At 70.7% G+C, this 26720-nt stretch carries 26 protein-coding genes and 1 tRNA gene; 19 read left to right on the forward strand and 8 right to left on the reverse strand.

The window, feature by feature from the left end:
* Positions 1-57: 57 nt before the first annotated feature.
* On the reverse strand, positions 58-381 hold the full coding sequence (locus BN4251_RS08295; protein ID WP_170931892.1) for a DUF3263 domain-containing protein: 324 nt from the start codon (positions 379-381) through the stop codon (positions 58-60).
* A gap of 76 nt (positions 382-457) precedes the next feature.
* On the opposite strand from BN4251_RS08295, the gene BN4251_RS08300 reads away from it, so the two are divergent.
* Positions 458-1165, forward strand: a complete 708-nt coding sequence (locus BN4251_RS08300; RefSeq protein ID WP_087484636.1) for a uracil-DNA glycosylase — start codon at positions 458-460, stop codon at positions 1163-1165.
* Positions 1166-1187: 22 nt separating this feature from the next.
* Here BN4251_RS08300 and BN4251_RS08305 read toward each other — a convergent pair whose 3' ends face one another.
* The gene (locus tag BN4251_RS08305) at positions 1188-1649 is read right to left on the reverse strand and encodes a hypothetical protein (RefSeq protein ID WP_087484637.1); all 462 of its coding nucleotides are present in this window, start codon (positions 1647-1649) and stop codon (positions 1188-1190) included.
* 299 nt (positions 1650-1948) lie between these two features.
* Here BN4251_RS08305 and BN4251_RS08310 point away from each other — a divergent pair, with 299 nt between their 5' ends.
* Positions 1949-3205, forward strand: a complete 1257-nt coding sequence (locus tag BN4251_RS08310) for a variant leucine-rich repeat-containing protein (RefSeq protein ID WP_087484638.1) — start codon at positions 1949-1951, stop codon at positions 3203-3205.
* Positions 3206-3560: 355 nt separating this feature from the next.
* On the opposite strand, the gene BN4251_RS08315 is transcribed toward BN4251_RS08310, so the two are convergent.
* A complete protein-coding gene (locus tag BN4251_RS08315; RefSeq protein ID WP_087484639.1) occupies positions 3561-3827 on the reverse strand; it encodes a hypothetical protein in 267 nt (88 codons plus the stop codon).
* Positions 3828-4534: 707 nt separating this feature from the next.
* On the opposite strand from BN4251_RS08315, the gene BN4251_RS08320 reads away from it, so the two are divergent.
* The 9 genes from BN4251_RS08320 (at position 4535) to BN4251_RS08360 (ending at position 10617) form a co-directional block, all read left to right on the forward strand.
* Positions 4535-4747: a helix-turn-helix transcriptional regulator gene (locus BN4251_RS08320; protein ID WP_087484640.1), complete on the forward strand. Its 213-nt coding sequence runs from the start codon at positions 4535-4537 to the stop codon at positions 4745-4747.
* A 185-nt stretch (positions 4748-4932) separates the two neighbouring features.
* Positions 4933-5385 carry an FDXHR family putative zinc-binding protein gene (locus BN4251_RS18985; protein ID WP_425426202.1) on the forward strand — a complete coding sequence of 151 codons (453 nt, stop codon included), beginning with the start codon at positions 4933-4935 and terminating at the stop codon, positions 5383-5385.
* 131 nt (positions 5386-5516) lie between these two features.
* A complete protein-coding gene (locus BN4251_RS08330; RefSeq protein WP_087484642.1) occupies positions 5517-5822 on the forward strand; it encodes a hypothetical protein in 306 nt (101 codons plus the stop codon).
* Positions 5819-6388 (forward strand): hypothetical protein, encoded by a 570-nt coding sequence (locus tag BN4251_RS08335; RefSeq protein ID WP_087484643.1) that lies wholly within the window; start codon positions 5819-5821, stop codon positions 6386-6388. The genes BN4251_RS08330 and BN4251_RS08335 overlap by 4 nt, the downstream gene beginning before the upstream one ends.
* Positions 6385-7110 carry a hypothetical protein gene (locus BN4251_RS08340; protein WP_087484644.1) on the forward strand — a complete coding sequence of 242 codons (726 nt, stop codon included), beginning with the start codon at positions 6385-6387 and terminating at the stop codon, positions 7108-7110. The genes BN4251_RS08335 and BN4251_RS08340 overlap by 4 nt, the downstream gene beginning before the upstream one ends.
* The gene (locus BN4251_RS08345) at positions 7107-7388 is read left to right on the forward strand and encodes a hypothetical protein (protein WP_087484645.1); all 282 of its coding nucleotides are present in this window, start codon (positions 7107-7109) and stop codon (positions 7386-7388) included. Before BN4251_RS08340 ends, BN4251_RS08345 begins: the two co-directional genes overlap by 4 nt.
* Positions 7385-7636: a helix-turn-helix domain-containing protein gene (locus BN4251_RS08350; RefSeq protein ID WP_087484646.1), complete on the forward strand. Its 252-nt coding sequence runs from the start codon at positions 7385-7387 to the stop codon at positions 7634-7636. Before BN4251_RS08345 ends, BN4251_RS08350 begins: the two co-directional genes overlap by 4 nt.
* Before the next feature lie 3 nt (positions 7637-7639).
* Complete coding sequence (locus BN4251_RS08355) at positions 7640-8236, forward strand: hypothetical protein (RefSeq protein ID WP_087484647.1); 597 nt, start codon at positions 7640-7642, stop codon at positions 8234-8236.
* 977 nt (positions 8237-9213) lie between these two features.
* Complete coding sequence (locus BN4251_RS08360) at positions 9214-10617, forward strand: tyrosine-type recombinase/integrase (RefSeq protein WP_087484648.1); 1404 nt, start codon at positions 9214-9216, stop codon at positions 10615-10617.
* A gap of 13 nt (positions 10618-10630) precedes the next feature.
* Here the strand turns inward: BN4251_RS08360 and BN4251_RS08365 are convergent.
* The 4 genes from BN4251_RS08365 to BN4251_RS08375 all read right to left on the reverse strand — a co-directional run bounded on the left by BN4251_RS08365 (position 10631) and on the right by BN4251_RS08375 (position 13708).
* Positions 10631-10702, reverse strand: a tRNA-Thr gene (locus BN4251_RS08365).
* An 83-nt stretch (positions 10703-10785) separates the two neighbouring features.
* Positions 10786-11613, reverse strand: a complete 828-nt coding sequence (locus BN4251_RS08370; RefSeq protein ID WP_087484649.1) for a DsbA family protein — start codon at positions 11611-11613, stop codon at positions 10786-10788.
* Positions 11614-11735: 122 nt separating this feature from the next.
* The gene (locus BN4251_RS18685) at positions 11736-12308 is read right to left on the reverse strand and encodes a hypothetical protein (RefSeq protein ID WP_245810258.1); all 573 of its coding nucleotides are present in this window, start codon (positions 12306-12308) and stop codon (positions 11736-11738) included.
* A complete protein-coding gene (locus BN4251_RS08375) occupies positions 12287-13708 on the reverse strand; it encodes a serine/threonine-protein kinase (protein ID WP_245810259.1) in 1422 nt (473 codons plus the stop codon). The genes BN4251_RS18685 and BN4251_RS08375 overlap by 22 nt, the downstream gene beginning before the upstream one ends.
* A 267-nt stretch (positions 13709-13975) precedes the next feature.
* Here BN4251_RS08375 and BN4251_RS08380 point away from each other — a divergent pair, with 267 nt between their 5' ends.
* The 4 genes from BN4251_RS08380 (at position 13976) to BN4251_RS08395 (ending at position 19699) form a co-directional block, all read left to right on the forward strand.
* Positions 13976-14653 (forward strand): AIM24 family protein, encoded by a 678-nt coding sequence (locus BN4251_RS08380; RefSeq protein WP_087484650.1) that lies wholly within the window; start codon positions 13976-13978, stop codon positions 14651-14653.
* 34 nt (positions 14654-14687) lie between these two features.
* Positions 14688-16997, forward strand: coding sequence for a circularly permuted type 2 ATP-grasp protein (locus BN4251_RS08385; protein WP_170931893.1), 2310 nt, complete (start codon positions 14688-14690; stop codon positions 16995-16997).
* Positions 16990-17997, forward strand: coding sequence for a transglutaminase family protein (locus BN4251_RS08390; protein WP_087484651.1), 1008 nt, complete (start codon positions 16990-16992; stop codon positions 17995-17997). Before BN4251_RS08385 ends, BN4251_RS08390 begins: the two co-directional genes overlap by 8 nt.
* Before the next feature lie 235 nt (positions 17998-18232).
* Complete coding sequence (locus tag BN4251_RS08395) at positions 18233-19699, forward strand: FAD-dependent oxidoreductase (RefSeq protein ID WP_087484652.1); 1467 nt, start codon at positions 18233-18235, stop codon at positions 19697-19699.
* A 28-nt stretch (positions 19700-19727) separates the two neighbouring features.
* Here the strand turns inward: BN4251_RS08395 and BN4251_RS08400 are convergent, their stop codons facing one another.
* On the reverse strand, positions 19728-20939 hold the full coding sequence (locus BN4251_RS08400; RefSeq protein ID WP_087484653.1) for a pyridoxal phosphate-dependent aminotransferase: 1212 nt from the start codon (positions 20937-20939) through the stop codon (positions 19728-19730).
* A 163-nt stretch (positions 20940-21102) separates the two neighbouring features.
* On the opposite strand from BN4251_RS08400, the gene BN4251_RS08405 reads away from it, so the two are divergent.
* Genes BN4251_RS08405 through BN4251_RS08420 form a run of 4 tightly spaced genes read left to right on the forward strand, consistent with a single transcriptional unit; the run spans position 21103 to position 26702 of the window.
* Entirely contained in the window at positions 21103-23355 is a 2253-nt protein-coding gene (locus BN4251_RS08405) for an alpha-galactosidase (RefSeq protein ID WP_087484654.1), read from the forward strand.
* A 39-nt stretch (positions 23356-23394) separates the two neighbouring features.
* The gene (locus BN4251_RS08410; RefSeq protein WP_087484655.1) at positions 23395-24309 is read left to right on the forward strand and encodes a carbohydrate ABC transporter permease; all 915 of its coding nucleotides are present in this window, start codon (positions 23395-23397) and stop codon (positions 24307-24309) included.
* Positions 24310-24322: 13 nt separating this feature from the next.
* The gene (locus BN4251_RS08415; RefSeq protein WP_245810260.1) at positions 24323-25291 is read left to right on the forward strand and encodes a carbohydrate ABC transporter permease; all 969 of its coding nucleotides are present in this window, start codon (positions 24323-24325) and stop codon (positions 25289-25291) included.
* Between the two features lie 10 nt (positions 25292-25301).
* Positions 25302-26702, forward strand: a complete 1401-nt coding sequence (locus BN4251_RS08420) for an ABC transporter substrate-binding protein (RefSeq protein ID WP_087484656.1) — start codon at positions 25302-25304, stop codon at positions 26700-26702.
* Positions 26703-26720 lie beyond the last annotated feature (18 nt).

Raw genomic sequence — 26720 nt, forward strand, 5'->3', positions numbered from 1 at the left:
CATTAAACCTGCTCCGCCGGGAGAGGGGGCGGAGCACACGCCCTGGAGAGGCCTGCCTCAGGCGACGCGGTGGTCCCCGTCGGCCTCCGCGGGGCCGTCCTGGGAGGTGCGCCGGTCGCGCAGCCGGTTGACCACCGACGGGGCGGCGCGCAGCGCGGCGGGATCGTCCAGCAGCGCGTTCAGCCGCACGTAATAGGCGACCTTGGACAGTCCGATCTCCTCGCGGATCGCCCGCTCCTTCGCGCCGACGTAGCGGAAGGTGCGGCCCTCGAGGGCGAGGATCCGACGGTCCCGCGCGCTGAGCCCGCCCTGCGGTCCCGGCAGTGAGGCATCGGACATCACGGCGGGTGTGTCGTCCGCGGGAGCAGGGTCGGTGGGCATGGTCTCCACAGTACGGGCCCATACCGCACGGGTCCGACGGACGCGCCGGGTCCGGGCCCGATGGGAGACTGGCCTCATGCCTGCGCCGCTGACCGATCTGCTCGCTCCGGACTGGGCCGAGGCCCTCGCCCCCGCCGAGCCCCGGCTCCATGAGCTGGGCGCGTTCCTGCGCGAGGAGGTGGAGTCAGGTCGCGGCTACCTGCCCGCGGGTGAGCAGATCCTGCGCGCCTTCACCCGCCCGCTGGCGCAGGTGCGCGTGCTGATCGTGGGCCAGGACCCCTACCCCACGCCAGGGCATCCGATCGGGCTGTCCTTCGCGGTGGAGCGGCACGTGCGGCCGCTGCCGCGCTCGCTGACGAACATCTTCACCGAGCTCGAGGACGATCTGGGGATCGCCCGGCCCTCCCACGGGGACCTGAGCGCCTGGGAGGAGCAGGGGGTGCTGCTGCTGAACCGGGTGCTCACGGTCGCTCCCGGGGAGCCGGCCTCCCATCGGCGCCGCGGCTGGGAGGAGGTGACCGAGCTGGCGCTGCGCGCCCTGGTGGCGCGGGGCGGGCCGCTGGTCGCGATCCTCTGGGGCCGTGACGCGCAGTCGCTGATCCCCCTGCTCGGCGAGGTGCCGCATATCGCCAGCGCCCACCCGAGCCCGCTGTCGGCCCGGCGCGGATTCTTCGGCTCCAAGCCGTTCTCCCAGGCGAACGCCCTGCTCGAGCGGCAGGGGGCGGCGCCGGTGGACTGGCGCATCCCGGACTCGGGGCGCGTATCGAGCCCCCGCATCTTCTGACCCGGGGGGCGCCGCACGGCGATCAGTCGGTGACCAGCATGACCCCGCCGTACACGGCGAGGAGCAGGCCGCCCGCCACGGCGAGCAGCCCGATCACCTCCATCGGGATCCAGAACACCGAGTGGGGGCCGTGGCGGCCGATCACCGTCCGGCCACGGGCCACGACGTCCTCGATCATCGCGTCGGCCTCCGCCCGATCCCGCGGCTGGACATTGTCGACCACGAGCGCGCCCCGGGCGGCCGCGGCCACCAGTCGCGGCCTCTCGACGGCCTCCCAGTCGGCGGCCTTCGACCTGGGCCGGGCAATGTTGAGGTGCCAGCCGTGCAGGGTCGTCAGCGCACCGCCGAGCACGAACCCCATCCCGACGGTCACCGGGACGGCCTGCTCGCCCACGAGCGCCCCGCCCGCCGCGCCGCCGAGCAGCCCGGCGCACAGCGCGATGTAGACCACCGCGAGGATCCCCCAGCCCTTCCAGATGACCATGCCGTCCTCCCCCTCCGACGGGGCACTGTGGGCGCCCGCCGTGCTCCTCCACCCCGCGACACATACCGCGCTGACCAGGGCGACGCTACCGGCGACGGCCCCCGAGCGACATGGGGAGAACTCCCCCTCACACCCCGACGGAACCGCGTGATCTGCGTCCGGTCAGCGGGCGCTCCTGTGCCCGTCCCGGGGGCGGTATGCCATTCTCGAGGGTCGGCACGACGCCTGCGCACGAGGCGGGGGCGGCGGCCGTCCAGCACCGACGGGCGGCCGACGACGCGTGACGAAGGGAGAATCCGGTGACAGGAAGTCGTTCAGCGGCACAGGAGGCCGGTGACCCGAGCACCAGCCCGGAACGGCTGCTCGAGCTCACCGAGAAGCACCCTCAGCTGCACAGGCTGATCGTCCTGAACCCCTCCTGCCCCGACGTGGCGCGGCAGTGGATCCTGGCCACGAACCCCTGGGCGAAGAAGGCCTACGAGCAGAGCCTGGAAGCTCCGGAGGATGAGAGCGGCTGCGCCGCGGACGAGATCGCAGACGAGGGCGCAGACGAAGACGATCTCGAGCCGACCGCCCTGCACCCGGTGGTGCCGGACGAGCCCGCCGCGCACGACGACCCCTCTCCCGCTCCCCCGCCCGAGCCTGCACCGGAGGATGCCGAGGCCGTCTCCGCCTGGGGCGACTTCGACGACGCCTCGCTGTGGGGGAGCTCCGCGGCGGCCGCATCGTCCCCTGAGCCCGCCGCACCGGACGCTCCGGCCTCTTCGTCTGCTCCATCTGCTTCATCCGCTCCGTCGGCGTCTTCGTCCGTGCGGATCTCGCAGGATGCGGGTGTGGTCCCGCTCGGTCCGGCCGCTGCAGAGCGTTCTGCCGCGCCGACGGCGGCATTCCCCGCCGTCGCAGCTCCTGCTGTCGCTCCCGGAGCGTCGGCGCCCATCAGCGCGGCGCCCGTCGGCCCGGCGCCGGCCGGTGCCGAACAGGAGGACGAGGGCTCCGGCTTCTCACGCCGCACCTGGTTCGCCTGCGGCGGCTGCCTGCTGCTCGCGCTGGTGCTGATGGTGGTGCTGGCCCTCGGCGGCCGTGCCCTGCTGGCCGGTGATGAGGACGAGTACCAGCGGGACAGCTCCACCACGGCGCAGGAGGCACCCTCCGAGGAGCCCGCCGAGGAGGAGACCACGGAGGAGCCGAGCCAGGACCCCGTCTCCCCCGCCCCCGAAGGCGCGCAGGAGATGACCGAGCTGCGCTCGCCCACCGGCAACATCTCCTGCCTGCTGGAGGAGGACACGGTCTCCTGCACCCTGGTGGACCGCGACTTCAGCGAGGCGGGTCTCGAGGACTGCGAGGACGGCCCCTTCTCGATCCAGGTGGCCGACGGCGATGCAGCGACCGCCTGCGGCTCGTCCTTCCTCAGCGACGGGGCGCAGACCCTCGAGTACGACGACAGTGCCGTCTACGGCGATATGGCCTGCACGAGCCACTTCGACGGCATGACCTGCTGGAACACCATGACCGGCAAGGGCTTCATGGCCAACAAGGTCACCTACGAGACCTTCTGAGGCGACTGAACTCGAGGACTCCGGGCACGAAGCAGCCCCTCACCACGCGGTGCGATGCACCGTGGTGAGGGGCTGTTCTCCTGAGAGCTGGAGACGGGAATCGAACCCGCAACCACCTGTTTTGCCAGAGAGGGAAACCTGGCGAAACCTGCACTTCCCCGGGATTCACGATGACCTGCATGTTCTAGCCCACACCCTCCCCCACCTCGAGGCACTCCGCGATCCAAAGCGGTGACGAAAGCGTTCACGCTCGAGTCGTCACCACTTTGGAGCCCACACGACTAGGCCCCTCCCGGCAGATCGCCGGGAGGGGCCTTGCTTGCGTTGTGGAGGAGTCCTGCTGCGGGCCTCGGGCCTACACCGCGCCCTGGAGTCGGTGGGCAAACATCTCCTGCCAGGCGACGGGATCGACCATCGTCTGACCGGACGCCGGATCTTCGCCGTCCCGGTCGATCATCCATGTGGAGAGGACTCCCCACGCCGCTGTGACGAGGCGACGGGGCAGAGGGTGGCCTCGGTGCCCGAGGAGTCGTACGGTGCCGTCCTGGTGGACGCGAGCACGGGCGTCCACGACGCCGAGGGGGATCACGATGGTGTGGGCGAGGGTGTTCTCAGTAGTCATGACGCCATCGTTGCTGCGGGCGTTCGCGCTGGTCAAGCCCCAGATTGACGCATGCCGAGGTGCGCCCGCGTCGCCCTGCTGCTGGCGTCGGCACCTCGGTTTGCGGTCGCCGCTGGACGTTGCGCGAGGCCCCAGCGGGGCGGGGCGCTCGAGGTTGGCACCCGTGCCTGTGTCTGCTGGAGTGCCAGGCCGTTATCGTTTTGTGATCCGCTTTTGCCCAGGCTTTGCGAGTCACCCCCACCTCGCACCCGTTCTATATAGGTAGAGGGACCTCACTGGGGCACTCCCTGCCGGGCTCCAAGCGGACCGAGGCCCCTACTGTTATCGCTTCGTTATCGCGATTTGACCGTTCCTTGCAGGAGTACCCCCACCTCCAACAGTGACTATCTAAGTAGAGGGCGACCTCACTGGAGCGCCCCCTACCGGACTCCAGGCGGACCGAGGTCTCTACTGTTATCGCTTCGTGATCGCGATTTGACCGTTCCTTGCAGGAGTACCCCCACCTCGGGCGGACTCTATATAGGTAGAGGGGGTCGCAGAGAGCCCCGGCCACTCCACCCACACCAGCGCTTCCGCACCAGCGGGGGCGCTTTTTCCATGCCCTCACGACAACGGACGCATGGCGTCCGTCCCCACGACTTGCTGCACACCAGGCCCCGGCGCACTCCAGCGCCCGGGGCCTTTCTCATCCCCACGGAAGGAACACCATGGATATCACCTACGCCCCTGCGGTCCGTGACCGCCTGCTCACCACGCCCCAGGTCTCCGACCTCACCGGGCTGGCCGTCGCCACCCTCCAGAACATGCGGTCCCGAGGCCAGGGGGAGGGTCCCCGCTTCGTCAAGATCGGACGCGCTGTGCGCTACCGGGAGTCAGACTGCCTGGAGTGGATCGAGGCCCTGGGATCGGAAGCCGCGTGAACATCGAGAAGCTGCACTCAGGCATCGCCTGGGACGAAACCACGGAGACCTACGCCGTCGCCCTCGGAGGCAACGTGCTGGGCCACTTCCCCACGCACCTCCAGGCGCTCCGTGCGCTGGAGAACGGCACCGGGCACACGCTGGGAGAGCCCGGCCCTACAGCCACCCGAGAGCAGATCGGGGCCATGCTCCAGGAGCCGCCCACAGGGACTCCCAGTGCTGTCCCCGCCCAGCGTTCCACGCCCTACAGGGAGGCGCTGTCCCGTCTCCGCGCTGAGTGCGAGGAGTGCGCCGAGGGCACCAGTAGGCCGGAGCACGTCGGACAGCTCTCCTGGCACGAGTGGGGTCACCTTCTGGACGGCGCTCCCACCGAGTCCCGGTGCACGTGCGGAACGAAGCTCCGGAGCGGTCCCCGGCTCTGGCACTGCGGAGGCTGTCACGAGACGTTCTCGGGCGAAGACGCATTCATGCGCCACCGTCGCGGGCCGGGCGATGCCCGCTACTGCCTGGAGCCTCGGAGCACTGGGAGGGAGCGGGACTGGTGGACCGCGCAGGGCGTCTGGCACTACGGACCCCGGCGCGACGTTCGCGGCCCGTCAGAGGCGAGCACTCCCACCGTCGTGCCCGTCGCCGCGTAGGCGGCACCTGCTCCACACCACAGGGAGGCAGGTGCTCCGCACCTACTTCCGTCGGGAGCGGACGCGGAGCGTCCGACTCCCTCGCCACCGAACTACCCGGGCGCGAGCATGCCCGGATTCAAGGAGTCCGCTTGGACATCACGACACACATCACCGCCTGGCGCGAGCGGGAAGCGCGACCGTACCGCGCCCATCTGCTGCACGTCCTCACCATCGCCCACGCCGACGAGGCGGGCGTCTGGGAGCCGAGCACGAAGGTCGGCCTACGACGAGCGCTGGCGCACCGTGACCAGCCCGACGGGGAGGCGTGCGAGGCCGAGGTGCGGACTGCACTGTCCCACTGCATCGCCCAGGGAGTCCTACGGGAGGACTCCACCATCACGCGGCTGATCCTCACCGGATCGGCTGCACCTACCACCACCGAGGAGAACCGATGAGCAAGAAGAAGCCGAGCACCATCGCCGGAGAGCGCCTGGCCGAGATTCAGGGTGCCGTCAAGGCCCACGAGGAGCGCGAGCAGGCGCTCGCCCTGGAGGTCGAGGAGCACCAGCGCAAGGCCGTCGCCGGAGACCTGGACTACGACGCCCTGCGGGCCATTCAGGCCGAGGCGGAACTGTCGGCAGAACGGCGATGGCTGGAGGTTCAGCGGCCCCACGAGGTCGAGGCGAGGAAGGTGCACGAGTCCTTCGTCCTCGCCGAGCAGATCGGTGACCCGCACGCCCAGCGCGAGGCCCTGAGCGTCAAGCGTGCCGCGACCGTCGAGGGCATCCGCTCTCTGCTCGCCGAGTACGCCGAGGCGGTCACCGCGTACAACTCCACTCTGACCGAGCACATCGGCACCGCCCGCCGCGCTGGGCTGATCGAGGAGCAGGCGGACCCGACGCTTCCCGTCCTCATGGGAGGCGGGGAGTACGGACACCCGCGCCGACTGGTGGTCGGGGGCGAGCACTTCGTCACCGTCACCGCGAACACCGACGAGATCATCCGGGAGGCCCGCCGATGAGCACCACCTCGAAGACCACTACCCCTGCCCTGCTGACCGAGGCGACCGAGGCCGAGGTCTCCGAGGCCCTGCTGCGCCACGCCACGAGGAACTACCCGGGCGCGGCCCTGGTGGAGCACCAGGGCGTCGTCCCTCCCGTGGGGCCGGAGCACGTGACCTACCGTCTCGGGGCACTGGAGGTGGAGGAACTGGGCTGGTCGGCCGGCGGGGCCAAGGTCTCCCAGCGGATCGACGTGTGGGCTCCCGAGATGGTGGAGCGAGGCGCGAGCACCAGCACGACCGGCGCCGCCCACGCGGACCTCGGGAAGATCGAGCAGAGGGTGCGACAGGCGTCTCTGAGCGACGGGACGACCGTCCTCTCGGGCGTCTACTCCGTCGAGGTGTTCCCCTTCGTGCCGCTGATCGAGGGGCGCGAGGAGCAGGCCGCTCGTGTGGCCCTCGGGGACAGGCACCGAGGCCGGAAGGTGACCGAGGTCGGCCCCGTCGAGGGCACCCCCGAGCACCGGCACCAGGTGGTCGAGCTCTCGCTCTCCACGGGCGGTGACGTGCGCGGCGCACTCCAGGAGCTGCGCGGGATGAGCACTGCTGCGGGCTACGTCGCCGAGGTCGGAGAGCTGGACCGCTGGGCCGATGCCATCGGGGACTCTGTCGCCGCCGCAACTCCCTCCAGGGAGCGCGTCGTCATCCTGGCCGGTGTGCTGCTGGAGTGGAGGGAGGCGTGAGCGTGGACCTGTTCCCCCGCGAGCGGCAAGTCCTGCGCGCTCTCCGCTTCCTCGTGGACGACGAGAGCAAGGTGACCGTCTCTCAGCGGGACCTCGCCACGGCGCTGGGCTGGCGACGACACAGCGGCATGCGGAACGACATCCGCTCGCTGGAGCGGCACGGGCTAGTCCGCGTGTATCGCAACGGACCGGATCACCAGCGCCGCCCCTGCACCTTCGAGGTCACCGCCCTGGGGCACGAGGTGACCGAGGCGGCACTAGAGAGGAGCGCGGCATGAGCGGGGCGACTACCGACATGCACCCCGGCGAGCGCCTGCTGCTGTACGTCCTGCGCGAGCTGGACGACGGCTCGGGCAAGGTCACCACGACGCACGGTGACCTCGCAAGGCGGTGCGGCTGGAGCGCACGGTACACGGTGCGTAAGCGCCTGCACGGACTGGAGGACCGGGGCCTGCTCACCATCGGCAGGAACGTGGACGAGTACGGCTCCACTCTCGCGAACACCTACACGCTCAGGAAGGGCTGATCCATGCTCACGAACGGTTCCCCCGCTGGGGCGAACGTCTATGACATCGACTGGAACGGGAGACCGGCGCGCATCGTAGACCGGGACCACCACCGGCACGTACCCGCGACCGAGGGCGACGGCTGGGACGTTCACCCCGAGGGCAACGGCTGGCGCATCATCGAGTATGCGCCCGTCGCCACCCCGGCACCCGAGGTGGACACGACGCCCGAGCCTGCGCCCGTAAGCCCTGCACCCGCGCCGCCGAGAGCGGAGGCGGCGACCACTCCGAGGCCGAGGGGAAAGACGCCGCGGAAGTTCGAGTTCAGGGAGGCGCTGCGGGGGCGGATCGGGAGCGGTGACCACCAGATCACCCGGACCGAATATGTGGCGCTGGGGATGCTGGAGACGTACGCCAACGCTGACCTCACCAACGCACACCCAGGGCACGCCCGCCTGGCCGATGACCTCGGCTACACCGGGGCCAACGCTCAGCGGACTGTGCGCGAGCTGCTGGCGTCACTCGCCCGGAAGGGGTACGTCGTCGTCACGCGCAAGGGTTCCAGCATCGGGGGCAACGTGCCGACGGCGTACAGGCTCACCCTTCCCGAGTGGGGGTAGAGGTCAGGGGCACCACGCCCCTCCCCCTGGTAATTCAGAGCACCGGGGGGGAGGGGCACCACGCCCCTAGGGTCAGGGGCGCCACGCCCCTAGGGTCAGGGGCGCCACGCCCCTCCTACCAGTGCACTACCAGTGCACTACCAGTTGGCCCCTGAGAATGACGGGCTGCGCCCCTAGCGGGGCTCGCCCGGCGGCGACCACCAGAGGAGGAATCGGGTAGCGCTAGCGCCTGGCGCAAGGCCTTGCCCTTCGCCTGGTCCTCGCCCTCTCTTCATCTGGTCTCTGCTCCAGGCGCTAGGACATGCCGCCCGCACGGCAGGTGCCCCGGCTGCCGCCGGGCACCGCCGATCCGGGATGCATCGCTAGCGTTAAGGGACCAGCACCAGGCGCTTGCCCTTGCCCCGGTCGCCGCCCTGCTCCACCTCGGTCCCCGCCAACATCTTTCTGTCAGCATGGTAAAAAGTTTGTGAAGGTTCTAGCCCACCTGCTCCCACCTGCACGGACGCCCTCTAGGTGTGCGATCCCGTCGACTTTGGAACCCGTAGCGATCCTGGCTTGCTGGGGCGCTCCGGGGGGAGGAATCGCGCCTAGGGGGTCATCCCCCTGGGGTGTGGGGCCGGCGGCGAGCGCGACGCCCTGCTGGACGTGCTCCAGGAGCCGTTTCCTGGCCCTCAGAGCGACCTCGGAACGCTCGTCCGCCGTCGGGTCCACCTTGCATCGGGAGGGCGCTTGAACGGGCGCACAGAGGCTCGAGCCCTCACGTCTGCGGAACGCTGGGACGGGTCAACGCTGGAGCGGAGCACGGGTGCATCTGGCCCTCGGGTCCACCTGCGCCACGCCGTCGCGTCTACGGCCCGGCGGGGCCATCGGCTGCACCCTGCTGCGCTCGCCGTAGGCGCGAGCCCACCTCGAGGCCGGCGACCTCGAAACCACTCGAGCACTTGCAATCCGTCACCGCTTTGGTCTAGTCTCGAGCCATGGCACGCACACCACTTCGACCGGGAAAGCCCGGCAACATCATCGTTACCGCCTTCGATGCCGAGGGCACCAAGCTCGAGTCCGGCCCCATCACGCGCAAGGTCCCGGGCGCGGACACCTACCAGGCACGCGCCCGAGCGGGCATCGCCGAGGGCGTCACCAAGCAAGTGCAGGGCTCAAGGGCGAGCACTCCCACGAAGGCGAAGCAGGCGCTCCAGGACCGCATCGACGCACTGGTGGCCGAGGCCGAGGAACAGGCCGAGGCGCGCAAATATGCGGGCGTCCCTCGGGAGTGGACGGCCTTTGCGAAGAACCATCGCGAGTACGTGCTCAGCGATGATGCGGACTACTCGGACGGCACCCAGCGCATCTATCGCGAGGCGCTGGATAGGTACTTCCTCGAGCCGGGGCACCGCTTCGACGGTCGCCGCCTGGACGACATCACGCACGGCGAACTGCGGGACTGGCTCCAGGACATCGCGAACACGCGGGGCAACGGTGCCGCACACACCGCAGGGTCTCTGCTGGGCGTCATCTACCGTCGCGCCCTCGCCTACGGCGTCGTGACCGCTGACCCTGCTGCACGCCTGGGGAAGGTCAAGCGCTCCCGTCGCACGGAGGACCGTCTGCGCCTCGAGGCCGAGGCGAAGGCGAAGGCCGAGGGCAAGGAACTGCGCGCAGAGACGGATCATCAGCGGGCACTCTCGAGGGAGGACATCGCCCGCCTGTTCGCTCACCTCGAGGGGAGCAAGGTCGCGAAGCGCAACAGCATGGTCGACATCGCCCTGGTGATGTTCGGGACGGGCCTTCGCATCGGTGAGGCGCTGGCGCTCACGTGGGAGCACGTCCATCTCAAGGGCTCTCGTCCATCCGTGACCGTCGCCGCCACGGTGGTCCGCAAGGAAGGGACGGGCCTGTACCTCCAGCCGCACACCAAGACGGCGAACGGTATGCGCACTGTCCCCATCGCCCCGGCGCTGGCATCGGTCCTCGAGGCCCGCAAGGTGAAGGATCGGGAGCGCGCTCGCCTCGAGGAGTCCTGGAATCCCCTGGGGCTGGTGTTCCCCTCGGAGCGTGGCACCATCCGCGACACGTCCAACATTCACAACAGGTTCCGCAAGGCGTTCGACCACGAAGCCGTGAGCCTCGAGTGGGCCACGCCCCACGCCTTCCGGCGCACCTACGCGACCAACCTCCTCCTCAACGGTGAGTCTCCCGTCGCCGTGGCCGCTCTGCTGGGGCACACCGATCCGGCGTTCACGCTCAAGACATACGGCGATTGGAAGAGCACCCCGGACATCGCCGGGACGGTGCTCGAGGGCCTATTCTCGGTCACCGCCGACACCAAAGCGGTGACGAAAGCGGTAACCGAGGGTCGGACAGTCGAGCAGATCGAGGCATAAAGCCTGGTCATCGAGCTGGAGACGGGAATCGAACCCGCAACCACCTGTTTACAAGACAGGTGCGCTACCGTTGCGCCACTCCAGCGGGGGACCGGCCGACGCATCAGCCGGTCCCGAGCAGTCTAGAGGCACTCAGCGGCCTCCGACGTCACCAGGACGTCGGAGTGCTCAGCCCTCGCCGCCATCGGAGGGTGCCGCCTCGCCGCCGCCGTCGGACGGAGCCGGGCCGCCGCCCGCGGCGAGCACCGCCTCAGGCAGGCCGCCCGGGGTGTTCCAGCCCTCGAAGGTGGTGCCGTCGATCTCGACGTACGGGGTGCCGCCGCCGGTCTCCTCACCGTGCGGATCGGAGACCTGACGGACCCACGGCTGGTAGGTCTTGGCGTCGATGTCCGCCTTGACCTGCTCGGAGGCGCCGGCCTCCTGGGCGAAGGCCCACAGCTGCTCGTTGCTCAGACCCTCGGTGCCCTGGGCGGGCTGGTTGGCGAAGACCAGCTTCTGGAAGGCGAGGGCGTTGGCCGGGTCATCCGCGTAGACGGAGACCAGGGCGTTGGCGGCGCGGGAGGAGAAGTCGCCGGACGTGGACTGGGCGTCCATGAAGCGGCGCGGCACGATGTGCACGGTCGCCTCCTCGTTCTCGACCATCGTGGCGAGGTCCTCGGCGTTGATCTCCTCGAAGCTGCCGCAGTGGGGGCACATGAAGTCGAGGTGGATCTCCACCACCGGGGCGCCGGAGCCCTCGGGCGCGCCGAGGGAGAGGTAGGGCTGCTCGGCGCTCATGCCCTCGGGCGTCGCGACGGGCCCGGCCGGCTGCATGGAGCGGTAGATCAGCACGCCTGCCCCGGCGACGATCGCAAGTGCGACGACGGTGATCGCGGCGATCACCACGGTGCGCACGGTGCGCTGACGCTTGAGCTCCGCCTGTCGCTGCTTGCGCAGCTGCTCTCGCTGCGCTTCGCGACGCTCTTGCGCTGACTGGGACGAACCGGACGCGGCCATTGATTCTCCTCGCCCCGCTCGGGGACTGCGGTAGGTGATGGATCGTGGAGAGTTTAACCGTCTGCGTCGGGACGGAGCCTCCGGGAATGGGGCACCTCACGCCCCGGTGACCGGGGCGGTCCTCACTGCCTCCACACGGCGATGTCGTCCAGGCGCGGGCCGCTGGGGAAGGGGAAGTAGTCCACCATCCCCTCGCGGGCCAGCAGGGTGAACGCCACGGCACCGAGCAGCAGCAGGAGCAGGCCGAGCACCACCGCGCCCCAGAGCATGTCCGGGGCGGCGGCGTCCAGCATGCGGTGCGCGCCGTTGCGGGTGGTGCGGCTGCCCAGCCCCACCCAGGTGATCAGAACGGTCACCGCCATCGCGGTGCCGAAGGCCGCGGCGTCGGGCGGCGGGGAGCCCTGCAGGAGGGTCCATCCGGCATCGAGCGCGATGCCCATCAGCAGTCCGAGGACCAGCGGGAACAGCGCCTGCAGCGCGATCTCGAGCAGCCCGAGCAGGAAGCGGAAGGGGCTCGCCATTCCTGCCCGCCACTGCGGCCCGGAGCCGGTGGCGCCGCGCATCCGCTGGGCGGCCACGGCATGATGCGACCGCTCCCAGGTGCGGGCGAGGGCGCCGAGACCCAGCAGCATCACCAGGGACACGTAGGGGGCGATCGCGGCGAGCGCCACGATCAGCAGATGACCGATCCACACCAGCAGCGGGCGGCGCGGGGGCGCAGCGGGCCAGGGGCTGGGGCCCCCTGCCGGGCCGACGGCGCCGGCCGAGTAGCCGGGCGGCATCTGCTGGGGCGGCGCCTGGTGGAACGGGGCGTGCTAGGCTGCTGCTGCCAGGGCATCTGAGGGGGCGCGGCCTGCTGCAGGGGCGCGTGCTGCGCGGGCTGCTGCTGCGGCGGCGGGGGCACCACGGGCAGCACCCTGGTGGGCTCGCCGGTCACGGGCAGAGCCTCGGTCGCCGGCTCGGCCGGCGTGGTGATGCGCGGAAGCACCTCGGTGGGCTGCTCCGGGGCATCTCCCAACGCGGGCAGCAGCTCGGTGCGCGGCTCCTGCGCGGCCGTCGAGTGATCCGTCGGCGCCTGTGCGGGGGCGTGCGGGGCCGTGGCCTCCGGGTTCTGCTCACCGCCGGCTGCGTGGGCCGTCGGCAGCACGGCGGTGTGCTGCTCTCCTCCGCGTGCGGTGGAGAGCACCTCGGTCTCGCCGGGATCGTCGTAGACGGTGAGGTCGAGCTCGGCGAGGCGCCCCAGCAGCTCCTCGGCCGAGGGGCGCTGCTCGGGCACGGACCGCAGCGCGGAGCGCAGCCAGGCCGCGAGCTCGGTGGGCAGGCCCTCGACGTCGATCTCCCCGCGCTCGGCGCGCAGGAACACGAGATCCGCCCGGCCGCTGCCGAAGGGTTCGCGCCCGGTCGCGGCGAAGGCGAGCAGCGCCGCCCAGGCCCACCAGTCCCCCGCCTCGCCGGTGTGGTCGGTGCGGATCACCTCGGGATCGAGATATGCGGCGGTGCCCATCACCAGCCCGGTCGAGGTCAGGCGGGACTCCTCGGCGGCGATCGCGATACCGAAGTCGATGATCACCGGGTCCAGGCGATCCCCGCCGGGGTCGAAGCCCACCAGGTCCCCCTCGGCCGCGCCGCGCAGCATCACGTTGCTGGGCTTCAGGTCGCGGTGGATCACCCCGGCGGCGTGGATGGCCTGCAGGGTCCGGCCCATCACCAGGCCGATCTCGCGCACCGCCTCGGGGTGCAGCCCGCCGTGGACCCGCACCGCGTCATCGAGCGTCGGCCCGGGGATGAACTCGGTGACCACGAAGGCGTCCGAGGAGTCGAGCTCCGCGTCCAGGATCCGCACGATGTTCTCGTTGCGCACCAGCTTCTGCGCGGCGACCTCTCGGGCCAGGCGCTCCCGGGCGCGCGGATCGTCCGCGATCTCATGACGCAGCAGCTTGATGGCCACATCATTGCCGTCGGCGTCGTGCGCGCGGTACACGATGCCCATCCCGCCCGCGCCGATCCGCCCGAGGATCTCGTAGCCGGACTCCTCGGCGAGCGCCGTCAGCCGCGGGTCACGGGATTCGCGGCGGGAGGTGCGGGAGGTGGCCATGGGCGCCATGCTACGAGGCGCGCGCCCCTGGACGCCTCCGCTTCACCGCTCCCCCACAGCCTTCCCACGCCGAGCGCACGCGGAGAGTCCTCGGCGAGCGCACGCGGCGAGTCCGCAGCGAGTCTGCAACGAGTCAGTTGCCGGAGGATGCCGGATGCGGACTGCCGCACGGGCCCGTGCCATGAGACGATCACCCTGCGGCGCGGTGGGCGTCGCAGTGCGGAGCGCGGATGCCCCGCATCCATGTCAGAGGGAAGGGCCAGCGCCATGCGTTCGAACCTGTTCGATGCCTCCAACCAGGAGCGCCAGACCAACGACCGGTGGGCGCTGCAGTCCAGCAAGATGCTGCGCTGCGCCCTGAACCCGCAGTCCCCGGAGATCATCTCCGCCGCGGGCGCGATGGTCGCCTACCAGGGGCAGATGGAGTTCTCCTATCAAGGCTCCGGCGGCGGCATGAAGCTGCTGAAGAAGATGGCCACCGGCGAGGGCGCCAACATGATGCGCACCAAGGGTCACGGCGAGATCTTCTACGCCCGCGAGAACAACGAGATCTTCCTGATCCAGCTCGAGGGCGAGGCCCTCACCCTGAACTCGAAGAACATGCTCGCCTTCGACAGCTCGATCCAGTGGGACATCAAGTCCCTCGGCGGCGCAGGCTTCATGGCCGGCGGCCTGTTCAACCTGTTCCTGCAGGGCCAGGGCATGGTCGCAGTGACCTCGGACGGCCCGCCGATGCTGCTGGACTGCTCCCAGCAGCCCACCTACGTGGATCCGCAGGCGGCGGTGTGCTGGTCGGCGAACCTCCAGCCGCAGATCAAGAACGACTTCAAGATGGGCTCCCTGATCGGGCGCGGCTCCGGCGAGTCCTTCCAGCTGGGCTTCCACGGCCCGGGCTTCGTGGTGGTCCAGCCCTCCGAGGGCCGTCCGGTGGTCAGCGCCTCCTGAGCACGCGGCGGGGGTCGGGCCCTACGATGAACCGGTGATCTCCTCACCCCCGCAGGCCTTGGTCGACGAGCTCGACGCTCTCGGCCCCGTGGGCCGACGGCGCGCGGCGACGTCGGCGGCGATGATGTTCGCCGGCGACGTCGCCGCCGCCGTGCCCCAGATCGACCCCGTCCCGCTGGTGCTGGACGCCGAGGACTGGTCCGAGCTCGCCGCCGGGCTGATCCAGCGGATGCGCCTGCTGGATGCGCTGTACGCGGACCTCTACGGGCCCCGCACGGTGCTGGCCACCGATGTCGCCCCGGTCGCGCAGCTGCTCCAGGATCCCGCCTATCTGCGGCCCGCCGTCGGCATCCCCACGCGCGGCGGCCGGCACCTGTTCTCCCTGTCCACCACGGTGGCCCGCACCGCCGACGGGTCGTGGACGGTGCTCGAGGACTCGGTGGACGTGCCCGACGGGGCCGGCACCGCGCTCGAGCTGCGCCGGGTCCTCTCCCGCAGCGCGCCCACGCTCTACCGCTCCACGCCGCTGCGGCGTCTGCATCCCTTCTTCGACACCGTCCGCACCTCCCTCCACCAGCGTCTGCGCTCCGAGGGACGGGCGGGTCGCACCGTGGTGCTGACCAGCGACACCGAGGATGCGCTGCAGGGCTTCGACCACAGCTGGATGGCGAACCTGCTGGGCGCCCCGGTGGTGTCCGTGGGCGATCTGCGCACCGGCTCCGGCACCCTCACCCTGCGCCTGCCCGGGCTGGACTCCGATCCGGGGGACGCGGTGGATGCGGTGCTGCGCCTGGTCCCCTCCGCGCTGCTGGATCCGCTGGATCTCGGGCCGACGCCGCTGGGCGGCGTGACCGGGCTGGTCGAGGCCGCGCGCTGCGGGGACGCCGAGATCCTCAACCCGCTGGGCGCGGGCCTGCTGGAGAACCCGGACCTGCTCTCCGCGCTGCCGGATCTGTGCCGCCAGCTGCTGCACGAGGATCTCCAGCTGCGGCCCGCCGCCGCCGGCGCCGAGCTGGGCACCTGGCCGGGCCTGGACCCGGACGGCGGCGAGGAGCTCGTGGAGCGTCCGGTGCGGATCCAGCTGCTGGTGATGAGCACCGAGGACGGCTACGAGGTGCTGCCCGGCGGGATCGCCACCACCGCCGATGACGGCCCCGCCGCCGTCAAGGACGTGTGGGTGGGCGTCCCGGAGACCTCCGCGGTCCCTGCCGACGAGCCCGAGGAGGAGCAGAGCACCGAGCGGCGCCCGGCCGCCTCCGCGCGCGGCGTGCTCACCGCGTACCCGGCGATGACCCGGTCCGTCGGCTCGGACCTGTTCTGGTTCGGCCGCTACCTCGAGCGGGTCGACTCGACCGCCCGGCTGCTGCGCACCGTGGTGGACACCGTCAACGATCTCGAGGCCGAGCCCAGCCCCTCCGCCCGCAGCGCCGAGACGGTGCTGCTCGAGGCGATCACCGAGATCACCACCACCTATCCCGGGTTCCCGCAGATCGACCTGCGCGACCGCGGCGCGGTGCGGGCGGAGCTGGCGAGCCTGCTGGGAGATGTGGGCAGGCCCGGTTCGCTCGCCCAGTCCTACACGGCCCTCGCCCACACCACCCGCACCCTGCGGGACCTGATCTCCGATGACGTGTGGCCGGTGATCACCCGGATGCGTCAGGACGTGCGCGCCCTGACGGGCCCGGAGGGCCGGCCGCTCGAGCAGGGCCTGACCGATGTGGTGGACGGTTGCCTGACCCTCTCCGGCGCCGTGGCCGATTCGATGCCGCGGAACCTGGGCTGGGATCTCACCGAGGCGGGCCGGCGCATCGAGCGCACGATGAGCCTGCTGGCGCTGCTGCGGGCGACGCTGGGCCATCGCCGCACCCGCTCGGCGGAGTCGCGGATCGCCGCCGCGCTCGCGCTGATCACCGAGTCCGGGGCGTCCTACCGCCGGGCCTACCACGCGACGGTCCAGCCGGAGCTGCTGGTCGAGCTGCTGCTGAACGACGCCACCCTGCCGCGCTCGATCGCCTTCCAGCTCGAGCGGCTCGGGGCGGCGCTGGATCGTCTGCCCGAGGTGACCCCCTCTCCCGAGCTGCGCGCCCCGCTGATCGCGCTGCGTGCGCGGATCGGCGCCTGGGATCCGCAGGAGCTGCTGCGGCCGACGGAGCAGCACGAGGGCAGCACCGGGAGCCCCGGGAGTGCTGGGAGCGCTGCGAGCGCTGGGAGTGCCGCGCCCACCGCCCTGCTCACCGAGGTCGAGGCCGCGGTCGCGCTGCTGCGCGAGCTCGCGACCGCGCTCGAGAACCGCTTCTTCCACCCGTCCGAGTCCACGTCGCGCTGGGGGGTCGACGATGTCTGAGACCAGCCACGATTCCACGCGCCGTCGCCCGCTGCTGCCGCTGCGCGAGAGCGAGGCCGACGCCGCTGCGCCGGTGCACTACCGGGTCCACCACCTGACCTCGTACCGGTACGCCAAGCCCGTCTCCCGCAACTACGGACGCGCCCACGTCGAGCCGCGGGCCACGCCCCACCAGCGGGTCCTCTCCCATGAGGTGAGGGTGGATCCGGCGCCCGCCCGGCTCACCGCCCACACCGACTTCTACGGGAACTCCTCGACGTACCTGCTGGTGGACGAGCTGCACGAGCAGCTGGATGTGCACTCCCACGCACGGGTGAGCGTCGCCGAGCGCCGCTACCCGATCGAGCCGATGTCCCGCCCCTGGGAGCAGTGCACCCCCGAGCACTGGGGCTCGCTGCTGCCGGACTCCGGGCTCGACTTCGTCCACCCCTCCCAGCGCATCCCCTCCGGCACCGCGGCGCGAGAGATCTCGGCCGAGGTGTTCCGTCCCGGCCGCGCGATCGGTGAGTGCCTGGCCGATCTCACGGCCCTGATCCACGGCGACTTCACCTACGATTCGGGCGCCACCACGGTCACCTCCACCCTGCAGGAGGTGCTCTCCGCGCGCCACGGGGTGTGCCAGGACTTCTCCCACGTCGGGGTGGCGGCGGTGCGGGCCGCGGGCCTGGCCGCGCGCTATGTCTCCGGGTACCTGCGCACCGCCCCGTCGGCCGCCGGAGCGCTCGGCACGGCACCGGCGGGCGAGCTGGTCGGCTCGGCCGCCTCCCATGCCTGGCTCAGCGTGCTCGTGCCGGGCACGGGCTGGGTCGACATCGACCCCACCAACCGCACCTTCGTGGACCAGCGCTTCGTGACCACCGCCTGGGGCCGGGACTACTCGGACGTCCCCCCGCTGAAGGGCATCGTGGTGGGACCGCCCGGGGCCACCAGCACCCTGTCGGTCTCCGTGGGCGTGGTGCCCGAGCCGCCCGAGGGCACCAGCCCCGATCCCGCGGCGTGACGCGGCCCCGGGGCGCGTCGCAAGGGCTGCCCGCCCCGCGCGGGAGCGCGCCGCCACATGCTCGCGGAATCTTCACGATTCCCGACGTCATGCCGCTCACATCAGCCCCGGTGGGAGGTAATTTCGCGTATAGAGTGGTGCGGAAATCCGTGCAGAGCGGAGCAGGCTGCGATCCCTCGCGCCGCTCCGGACAGCATCCCGACCCGGCGCCGCCGCGCCACGAGACCGAGGTGAGATGTCCTTCTCCCAGCAGCCCTTCCGTCTGGCCGTGATCGGCTCCGGCCCCGCCGGCGTCTACGCCGCTGACACCCTGCTGCGCTCCGCGCCGGTGAAGAACGGCGAGCTCGAGGTCGCGATCGATCTGTTCGACCGCCTCCCCGCTCCCTTCGGGCTGATCCGCTACGGAGTCGCCCCCGATCATCCGCGCATCAAGGGCATCATCACCGCACTGCACCGCATCCTGGGCCGGGGCGACATCCGCTTCCTCGGCGATGTCGAGTTCGGCACCGACCTCACCCTCGCGGACCTGCGCGCGCACTATGACGCGGTCATTTTCGCGACCGGCGCCCTCAAGGACGCCGACCTCGCCGTGCCCGGCGTCGAGCTCGAGGGCTCCTACGGCGCCGCCGACTTCGTGGCCTGGTACGACGGCAACCCGGACTACCCGCGCACCTGGGAGCTGGACGCCGAGTCCGTCGCCGTGATCGGCAACGGCAACGTCGCGCTCGACGTGGCGCGCGTGCTCGCGAAGTCCGCCGACGAGCTGCTGCGCACCGAGATCCCCGAGAACGTCCACCAGGGCCTGCAGGCCGCGAGCACGACGGACGTGCACGTCTTCGGCCGCCGCGGCCCCGCCCAGACGAAGTTCTCGCCGCTCGAGGCGCGCGAGCTCGCCCACCCCAAGGGCCTGCAGGTCGTGATGGATCCCCGCGACCTCGAGCAGATCACCGAGGCCGAGTGGGAGGCCATCAAGGCGGACAAGCGCACCGACCAGGTCGTCCAGACCTTCGTGAACTGGCTCGAGGAGCAGCAGCGTCGCGAGGCCGCCGGCGAGGAGCCGACGGACCGCGAGGGCAATCCCGTCTCCCGCCGCCTGCACATGCACTTCTGGCACCGTCCCGTCGAGATCCTCGGCGAGGGGGGCAAGGTCACAGGCATGCGCTTCGAGCGCACCCGCCTGGATGCCGAGGGCACCCTCGAGGGCACCGGCGAGTTCGTGGACTACGAGCTCGGCGCGGTCTACCGGGCCGTCGGCTACCACGGCTCCGAGCTGCCCGAGGTCCCGTACGACGCGAAGCGCGGCGTGATCCCCAACCAGTCCGGCCGGGTCACCGCCGCCGACGGGTCCGTGATCCCGGGCCTGTACGCCAACGGCTGGATCAAGCGCGGCCCGGTGGGCTTGATCGGCGCGACCAAGTCCGACGCGCTCGAGACCATCACCGCCCTGCTCGAGGACCTCGAGGCCGGTGCCGTCGCCGCCGCTCCCGAGCGGGACGGCGACGCGATCGTGCGCCTGCTCGAGGACCGGGGCGTGGAATACACGACCTGGGACGGCTGGATGGCGCTGGACGAGCACGAGAAGTCCCTCGGCGCCGCCGCGGTGGACGCCGACGGCGAGCCCCGCGCCCGCATCAAGGTGGTCGAGCGCGAGGAGATGGTGCGCGTCTCCCGCGACGCGGTGAACCAGCCCTCGCACGCCTGAGCCGAGCCCCCGCCCCGCGGGGCGGGCCTCAGCGGCGGATCGAGATGAGGTGGTCGGCGATGCGGTCCACCGCGTCGGCGATCACGTCGACCGAGGGCAGGGTCACCAGGCGGAAGTGGTCCGGGGTGTCGAGGTTGAAGCCCGTCCCCTGCGTGACCAGCAGCTTCTTGGAGCGCAGCAGGTCATAGGCGAACTGCTCGTCGTTCTCGATCGCGTACATCTCGCGGTCCAGGCGGGGGAACATGTACAGCGCCCCGGAGGCCTTCACGACGCTCACGCCGTCGATGGCGCTGAGCCCCTCGTAGGCGACGTCGCGCTGCTCGCGCAGCCGCCCGCCCGGCAGCAGCAGCTCGTTCACGCTCTGGTAGCCCCCGAGCGCGGTGGCGACCACGTGCTGGGCGGGCACATTGGGGCACAGCCGCATGTTCGAGAGCACGTCGAGCCCTTCGATGAAGCTCGCGGCGTGCTCCTTCGGGCCGTACAGCGCCATCCAGCCGGCGCGGAATCCGGCCACCCGGTACGCCTTGGACAGGCCGTTGAAGGTGATGGTGAGCAGATCGGGGGCGAGGCCCGCGATGTGGGTGTGCACGGCGTCGTCGTAGAGGATCTTGTCGTAGATCTCGTCGGCCAGGATCATCAGCCCGTGCTTCCGCGCGACCTCGACGATCTCGCGCAGCACGTGCTCGGGATAGACCGCGCCGGTGGGGTTGTTGGGGTTGATCACCACGATCGCCTTGGTGCGTTCGGTGACCTTGTCGGCGATGTCGCTGATGTCGGGCCACCACTGCTGTTCCTCGTCGCAGCGGTAGTGGACGGCACGCCCTCCGGCGAGCGCCACCGAGGCGGTCCACAGCGGGTAGTCGGGGCTCGGCACGAGCACCTCGTCGCCGTCGTCCACGAGCGCCTGGCAGGTCATCTGGATGAGCTCGGAGACCCCGTTGCCGAGGTAGATGTCATCCAGCTCCATGCCGGGCATGCCCTTGGTCTGGTAATACTGCGCGACCGCGCGGCGGGCCGAGACGATGCCCTTGGAGTCCGAGTAGCCCTGCGCGGTGGGCAGGGTCCGGATCATGTCCACCAGGATCTCGTCGGGCGCCTCGAAGCCGAAGGGGGCGGGGTTGCCGATGTTGAGCTTGAGGATCTTGTGGCCCTCTGCCTCCATGCGCGCGGCCTCCGCGGGGACCGGCCCGCGGATCTCGTAGCACACGTCGCGCAGCTTGGAGGACTGGGTGAAGATCATTCGGGGGCTCCTGGCCTGGTCGGGTTGGGGGCCAGCGTAGCGCTCCGCACCGGATCCTCTTCGCCCGGGGCGCTTGACGAGACACGGTTTAATTTCATAGTGTAAATAACGTCGTGGCACCGACGCCGCGCCCCGCACCCCGTTTCCGCCCTGGAGGTCGCCGATGTCGCCGCAGCAGAGCCCCGCCCCGCACTCCGTCCTCGCGCCCCGGCCGGGTGCGACGCACCGGATCCATCTGCGCGCCGCCGGCGTCTCGGTGGTCGTGGACGTCACCGACGGCCGCTCCCCCGCGATCACCCACTGGGGCGCGGCGCTGGGCACCCTCGGCGGCCAGGGGCTGGACGCGGTGTGCGAGGCGGCGGTCGATCCGGTGGTCCAGAACGCGGTGGACGTCCCGGTGCGCCTGGCGATCCTCCCGCAGGCGGCCGACGGCTGGCTGGGCCGCCCGGGCCTGAGCGGATCCCGCGAGGACGGCTCCGGCTGGTCACCCCGCCTGGTCACCGAGGCCATCACGCTGGATGGCCAGCCCCTGACCGGCCCGCACACCGAGTCCGGCCCGGGCCTGCTGCGCTTCGCGCTCGTCGATGCCGAGCTCGGGCTCGAGGTCTCCCTCGAGCTGGAGCTGCTCCCCACGGGCCTGCTGCGCCAGCGCGCCGCACTCACCAACACCGGCGCCACCCCCTACCTGCTCGAAGAGCTGACGCTCACCGTCCCGGTCCCCGCCCACGCGGACGAGCTGCTGGACTTCGCGGGCCGCTGGATCAAGGAGCGCACCCCGCAGCGGCGCGAGTTCACCGTCGGCGCGCACCTGCGCGAGAACCGCCGCGGCCGCACCGGCGCGGACTCCGCGCACGTGCTGCACGCGGGCCCGGCCGGCTTCGGCTTCCGCCGCGGCGAGGTGTGGGGCGTGCACACCGCCTTCTCCGGCAACCATCGCCACCTCGCCGAGCAGGTCAACACCGGCCGACGGGTGCTCGGCGGCGGCGAGCTGCTGCTTCCCGGCGAGCTCCGCCTGGCCGCCGGCGAGCGCTACACCGGCCCGTGGCTGTTCGCCTCCTACGGCGAGGGCCTGGACGAGGTGGCCTCCCGCTTCCACCGTCACCTGCGGGCCCGCCCGCACCACGTCAGCACCGATCGGCCCGTCACGCTCAACGTGTGGGAGGCGGTCTACTTCGACCACGACCTCGCCCGCCTGAAGGACCTCGCGGACCGCGCGGCCGCCCTCGGCGTGGAGCGCTTCGTGCTCGACGACGGCTGGTTCGGCTCCCGACGGGACGACACCTCCGGACTCGGCGACTGGGTGGTCTCGACAGAGGTGTGGCCCGAGGGACTGGCACCGCTGGTCGATCACGTGCGCGGCCTGGGGATGGAGTTCGGGCTCTGGTTCGAGCCGGAGATGGTCAACGAGGACTCCGAGACGGCCCGCGCCCACCCCGAGTGGCTCATGGCGCCGAGCCCCGAGCGGCTCCCGCTGCGCTCGCGCAGCCAGCAGGTGCTGAACCTGACCATCCCCGAGGCCTATGCGCAGGTGCGCGACCAGATGCTCGCGGTGCTCGGCAGCACCGAGATCGGCTACATCAAGTGGGACCACAACCGTGACCTGCTGGAATCCGCCACCCGCGCCACCGGCCGCGCGGCCGTGCACGAGCAGACCGCGGCGACCTACCGCCTGATGGACGAGCTGAAGGCGGCGCACCCCGGGCTCGAGATCGAGTCCTGCTCCTCGGGCGGGGCGCGCGTGGATCTGGGCGTGCTCGAGCACACCGACCGGGTCTGGGTCTCGGACTGCATCGACCCGCTGGACCGCCAGCAGATGAACCGCTGGACCGCGCAGCTGATCCCCCTCGAGCTGATGGGCAGCCACATCGCCTCCGGCGGCTCGCACACCACGGGCCGCCTGCACACCCTCGGCTTCCGGGCGCTGTCCGCGCTGTTCGGGCACCTGGGCATCGAATGGGACCTCGCCCGCGCCACGGAGGCGGAGCTCGCCGAGCTGCGCGAATGGATCGCCCTGTACAAGGAGCAGCGGGAGCTGCTGTTCACCGGTGACCTGGTGCGCGCCGACCGCGGGGACAGCGTGCTGTGGCTGCACGGCGTGGTCTCCCCGCAGCGCGAGCGCGCCCTGTTCACCCTCGCCGCCGTCGGCCGGTCCGATCAGTCCCAGCACGATCGGCTGCGATTCCCGGGCCTGGATCCCGCGGCCCGCTACCGCGTGCGCCCGCTGCTGCTCGGCGAGGGGCCGACGGGCCTGTCGCTGCCGCCGTGGTGGCGCCGCGCCGCGGAGCAGGACGGCCTGGTGGTCCCGGGCTCCGTACTCGAGCGCTCGGGCCTGGCCGCCCCGCTGATCAACCCCGAGCAGGGGCTGCTGCTCTCCCTCGTGCGCGAGGACGAAGGCACCCCCGCCGCGCACCGCTGACGTTCCACCCATCCCATCCCGACAGGAAAGAAGGAAGTCATGACCACCGCGACGACGTCGACGCGGTCGGCCCCACCACGCCGCAGGAAGAAGGACGACACGAAGCTGGCGCTGCTGTTCATCGCGCCCGCCACCGTCGGTCTGCTGGCATTCCTCGTGTGGCCGCTGCTGACCGGCATCTACTACTCCTTCACGGAGTACACGACCCTCACCCCACCGCAGTGGATCGGCTTCGAGAACTACCAGGCGATGTTCGCCGACCCGGTGTTCTGGAACTCGCTGAAGGTGACCGTGCTGTACGTGCTGATCAACATCGGCGTGCAGACGGCCGTGGCGCTCGTGATCGCGGTGCTGATGCAGCGCCTGACCCAGTCCACGCTGCTGCGCTCGCTGGTGCTGGCTCCTTACCTGGTCTCGAACGTGGTCGCCGCGATCGTGTTCCTGTGGATCCTGGACACTCAGCTGGGCATCTTCAACATCTTCCTGCAGTGGATCGGCTTCGACCCGATCGCCTTCTGGGCCAACGAGACCTGGGTGATCCCGACCGTCGCGCTGGTGAACGTGTGGCGCCACATGGGCTACACCGCGCTGCTGCTGTTCGCGGGCCTGCAGGCGATCCCGGGCCATCTCTACGAGGCCGCTCGTACCGAGGGCGCCGGGGAGATCACGCTGTTCCGTCGGATCACGCTGCCGCTGCTGCGGCCGATCCTCGCGCTGGTGCTGATCATGACCATCATCGGCAGCTTCCAGGTGTTCGACACCATCTCGGTGACCACCCAGGGTGGCCCGGCCGACTCCTCGCGCGTGCTGCAGATGTACATCTACCAGAACGCCTTCGCGGAGTACGAGTTCGGCTACGCCTCGGCGCTGTCCGTGGCGCTGCTGGTGATCCTGATGATCGTCACCTTCACCCAGTACTGGCTCACCCGTGCCGGTCAGTCGGACCTGGACTGAGAGGAGACCCGTGATGACCACAGCACCCCATCCCGTCACCGACGAGGTCCGCGAGCCCGGCCCTGCCGGAGCCCGCAGCGGCGAGCGCACCATCACCCGCGCGAGGCGCGGCATCCCCTGGGGCCGGATCCTGGCCTGGGTGGTGATGGTGATCTTCCTGCTGATCACCCTCTTCCCCTTCTACTGGATGCTGCGCACCGCGCTGTCCAGCAACACGGCCCTCGCCACGGATCCGGCGAGCCTGCTCCCGGTGGGTCTGAACACCGGCGGCTTCGAGCGTGTCTTCGGCATGCAGGATGTGGAGACCGCGATCGCGCAGGGCGGCTCCGGCGCGTCGATCAACTTCTGGCGCTACCTGCTGAACTCCGTGATCGTGGCGACCACCGTCACGATCGTGCAGACGTTCTCGTGCGCGATGGCGGCCTACGCCTTCTCACGCCTGCGCTGGCGCGGCCGGGAGACGGTGTTCCTGATCTTCCTGGGCTCGCTGATGATCCCGCAGATCTTCACCCTGCTGCCCAACTTCATCCTGATCAAGAACCTGGGCCTGGTGGACACCCTGCTGGGCATCATGCTGCCCACGCTGTTCATCTCCTCGTTCGCGATCTTCTTCCTGCGGCAGTTCTTCAACAACATCTCCCGCGAGGTGGAGGAGGCGGCGCTGATCGACGGCGCGAGCAAGGTGCGGGTGTTCTTCACCCTGGTGCTGCCGATGTCCAGCGCCCCGCTGGCCACCCTCGCGCTGCTGACCTACATGACCGCCTGGAACGAGTACTTCTGGTCGCTGATGGTGTCCTACACCGATCAGTCCCGGGTGCTCACCGTGGCGCTGGGGGTGTTCCGCGCGCAGGCACCGGGCACCGGCCCCGACTGGTCGGGCCTGATGGCCGCGACCCTCGTCGCAGCGGCGCCCATGCTGATCCTCTTCGCCCTGTTCGCGAAGAAGATCGTCAACTCCATCGGCTTCAGCGGAATCAAGTGAGGCGATCCAGATGAGCATCAAGAGCACTACGACGCCGCACCCCGCCCGTTCGGGGGCCGTCTCCCGCCGCCGTCTGCTGCAGGGCTCCGCCGCCCTCGCCGCGGGCGCGGCCGGCGCCGGGACCCTGTCGGCCTGCGGCGGCGCCCAGGCCCCGGCCGGGGCCACCGAGATCGACTACTGGCTGTGGGACGCCCTCCAGCTGCCCGCGTACTCCGCGGCGATCGACCGCTTCATGGAGCACAACCCCGATGTCTTCGTGCGGATCACCCAGCTGGGCTGGGACGATTACTGGACGAAGCTGACGGCGAGCTTCGTGGCCGAGGCCGGTCCGGACGCCTTCGCCGATCACCTCGCCCGCTTCCCCGAGTTCGTGCGCCTGGGAGTGATCGCTCCCCTGGACGGGCTCGGCCCGCTGGACGAGGTGCCGGCCGAGCGCTTCCAGGAGGGCCTGCAGGAGCTGTGGACCGGCCAGGACGGCAAGCGCTACGGCATCCCCAAGGACTACGACACCATCGCGATCATGTATGACAGGAACATGCTCGCGGAGGAGGGACTGTCCCCGGAGGATCTCGAGGGCCTGGACTGGAATCCGCAGGACGGCGGCACCTTCGAGCAGCTGCTGGCGCGCCTGACCCTGGACACCGAGGGCAGGCGCGGCGATCAGGAGGGCTTCGACCCCACCAGCATCGCCCGCTACGGGCTGGCCGCTGATCCCGGGATCGACTACACCGGGCAGACCAGCTGGTCCCCCTTCGCCCTCTCGACCGGCTGGACCTTCACCGACGAGGACACCTGGGGCCGTTCCTTCAACTACGACGACGACCGGTTCATCGACACCATGGACTGGTACTTCGGCCTCGTGGACAAGGGTTTCTTCCCCGCCTTCGGCACCTTCGGCGACTCCTCGCCCTCGCAGGCCCAGCTGCAGTCGGGCGCCTCGGCGCTCGCGACGGTGGGCTCGTGGATGATCACCACCTTCGCGAACATGGAGGGCATGGACCTGGGGATCGCGAACCTGCCCGCCGGGCCGGTGGGCACTCCGGTCTCGATGTTCAACGGGCTCGGGGACTCGATCTCCGCGCAGTCGGACAACAAGGAGGAAGCGGCGCGCCTGATCGCCTTCCTCGCCTCGGACGAGGCGCAGACGATCATCGGCGAGCGCGCCCCGTTCTTCCCCTCGACGGATGCGGGCACCGAGACCGCGATCGCGAGCTACGCGGAGGCGGGGCTGGACGTCACCCCGTTCACCGATCGGGTGGCGAACGGCGAGACCGGTCTGTACCCGCTGGTGGAGAACTCGGCCTCGATCTCCTCGATCATGCAGACGGCCTTCGACCAGTGCTGGATGCGGCAGATCGACGGGGCGGACTTCGCCTCGTTCAACGACCGCGTCAACGCCCTGTTCGACTGAGCGGCGGCTGAGCAGCGA

It is taken from the genome of Brachybacterium massiliense (genome assembly GCF_900184245.1).
GTDB classification, from domain to species: domain Bacteria; phylum Actinomycetota; class Actinomycetes; order Actinomycetales; family Dermabacteraceae; genus Brachybacterium; species Brachybacterium massiliense.

What these genes read in the sequence shown, in the direction of transcription:
- BN4251_RS08320 (WP_087484640.1), top strand. Translation starts at nt 4,535, where the DNA reads ATGGATATCACCTACGCCCCTGCGGTCCGTGACCGCCTGCTCACCACG.
- BN4251_RS08380 (WP_087484650.1), top strand. Translation starts at nt 13,976, where the DNA reads ATGCGTTCGAACCTGTTCGATGCCTCCAACCAGGAGCGCCAGACCAAC.
- BN4251_RS08355 (WP_087484647.1), top strand. Translation starts at nt 7,640, where the DNA reads ATGCTCACGAACGGTTCCCCCGCTGGGGCGAACGTCTATGACATCGAC.
- BN4251_RS08375 (WP_245810259.1), bottom strand. Translation starts at nt 13,708, where the DNA reads ATGGCCACCTCCCGCACCTCCCGCCGCGAATCCCGTGACCCGCGGCTG.
- BN4251_RS08420 (WP_087484656.1), top strand. Translation starts at nt 25,302, where the DNA reads ATGAGCATCAAGAGCACTACGACGCCGCACCCCGCCCGTTCGGGGGCC.
- BN4251_RS08370 (WP_087484649.1), bottom strand. Translation starts at nt 11,613, where the DNA reads ATGGCCGCGTCCGGTTCGTCCCAGTCAGCGCAAGAGCGTCGCGAAGCG.
- BN4251_RS08315 (WP_087484639.1), bottom strand. Translation starts at nt 3,827, where the DNA reads ATGACTACTGAGAACACCCTCGCCCACACCATCGTGATCCCCCTCGGC.
- BN4251_RS08305 (WP_087484637.1), bottom strand. Translation starts at nt 1,649, where the DNA reads ATGGTCATCTGGAAGGGCTGGGGGATCCTCGCGGTGGTCTACATCGCG.
- BN4251_RS08395 (WP_087484652.1), top strand. Translation starts at nt 18,233, where the DNA reads ATGTCCTTCTCCCAGCAGCCCTTCCGTCTGGCCGTGATCGGCTCCGGC.
- BN4251_RS08415 (WP_245810260.1), top strand. Translation starts at nt 24,323, where the DNA reads ATGACCACAGCACCCCATCCCGTCACCGACGAGGTCCGCGAGCCCGGC.
- BN4251_RS08300 (WP_087484636.1), top strand. Translation starts at nt 458, where the DNA reads ATGCCTGCGCCGCTGACCGATCTGCTCGCTCCGGACTGGGCCGAGGCC.
- BN4251_RS08410 (WP_087484655.1), top strand. Translation starts at nt 23,395, where the DNA reads ATGACCACCGCGACGACGTCGACGCGGTCGGCCCCACCACGCCGCAGG.
- BN4251_RS08405 (WP_087484654.1), top strand. Translation starts at nt 21,103, where the DNA reads ATGTCGCCGCAGCAGAGCCCCGCCCCGCACTCCGTCCTCGCGCCCCGG.
- BN4251_RS18985 (WP_425426202.1), top strand. Translation starts at nt 4,933, where the DNA reads ATGCTCCAGGAGCCGCCCACAGGGACTCCCAGTGCTGTCCCCGCCCAG.
- BN4251_RS08295 (WP_170931892.1), bottom strand. Translation starts at nt 381, where the DNA reads ATGCCCACCGACCCTGCTCCCGCGGACGACACACCCGCCGTGATGTCC.
- BN4251_RS08400 (WP_087484653.1), bottom strand. Translation starts at nt 20,939, where the DNA reads ATGATCTTCACCCAGTCCTCCAAGCTGCGCGACGTGTGCTACGAGATC.
- BN4251_RS08340 (WP_087484644.1), top strand. Translation starts at nt 6,385, where the DNA reads ATGAGCACCACCTCGAAGACCACTACCCCTGCCCTGCTGACCGAGGCG.
- BN4251_RS08360 (WP_087484648.1), top strand. Translation starts at nt 9,214, where the DNA reads ATGGCACGCACACCACTTCGACCGGGAAAGCCCGGCAACATCATCGTT.
- BN4251_RS08335 (WP_087484643.1), top strand. Translation starts at nt 5,819, where the DNA reads ATGAGCAAGAAGAAGCCGAGCACCATCGCCGGAGAGCGCCTGGCCGAG.
- BN4251_RS08350 (WP_087484646.1), top strand. Translation starts at nt 7,385, where the DNA reads ATGAGCGGGGCGACTACCGACATGCACCCCGGCGAGCGCCTGCTGCTG.
- BN4251_RS08390 (WP_087484651.1), top strand. Translation starts at nt 16,990, where the DNA reads ATGTCTGAGACCAGCCACGATTCCACGCGCCGTCGCCCGCTGCTGCCG.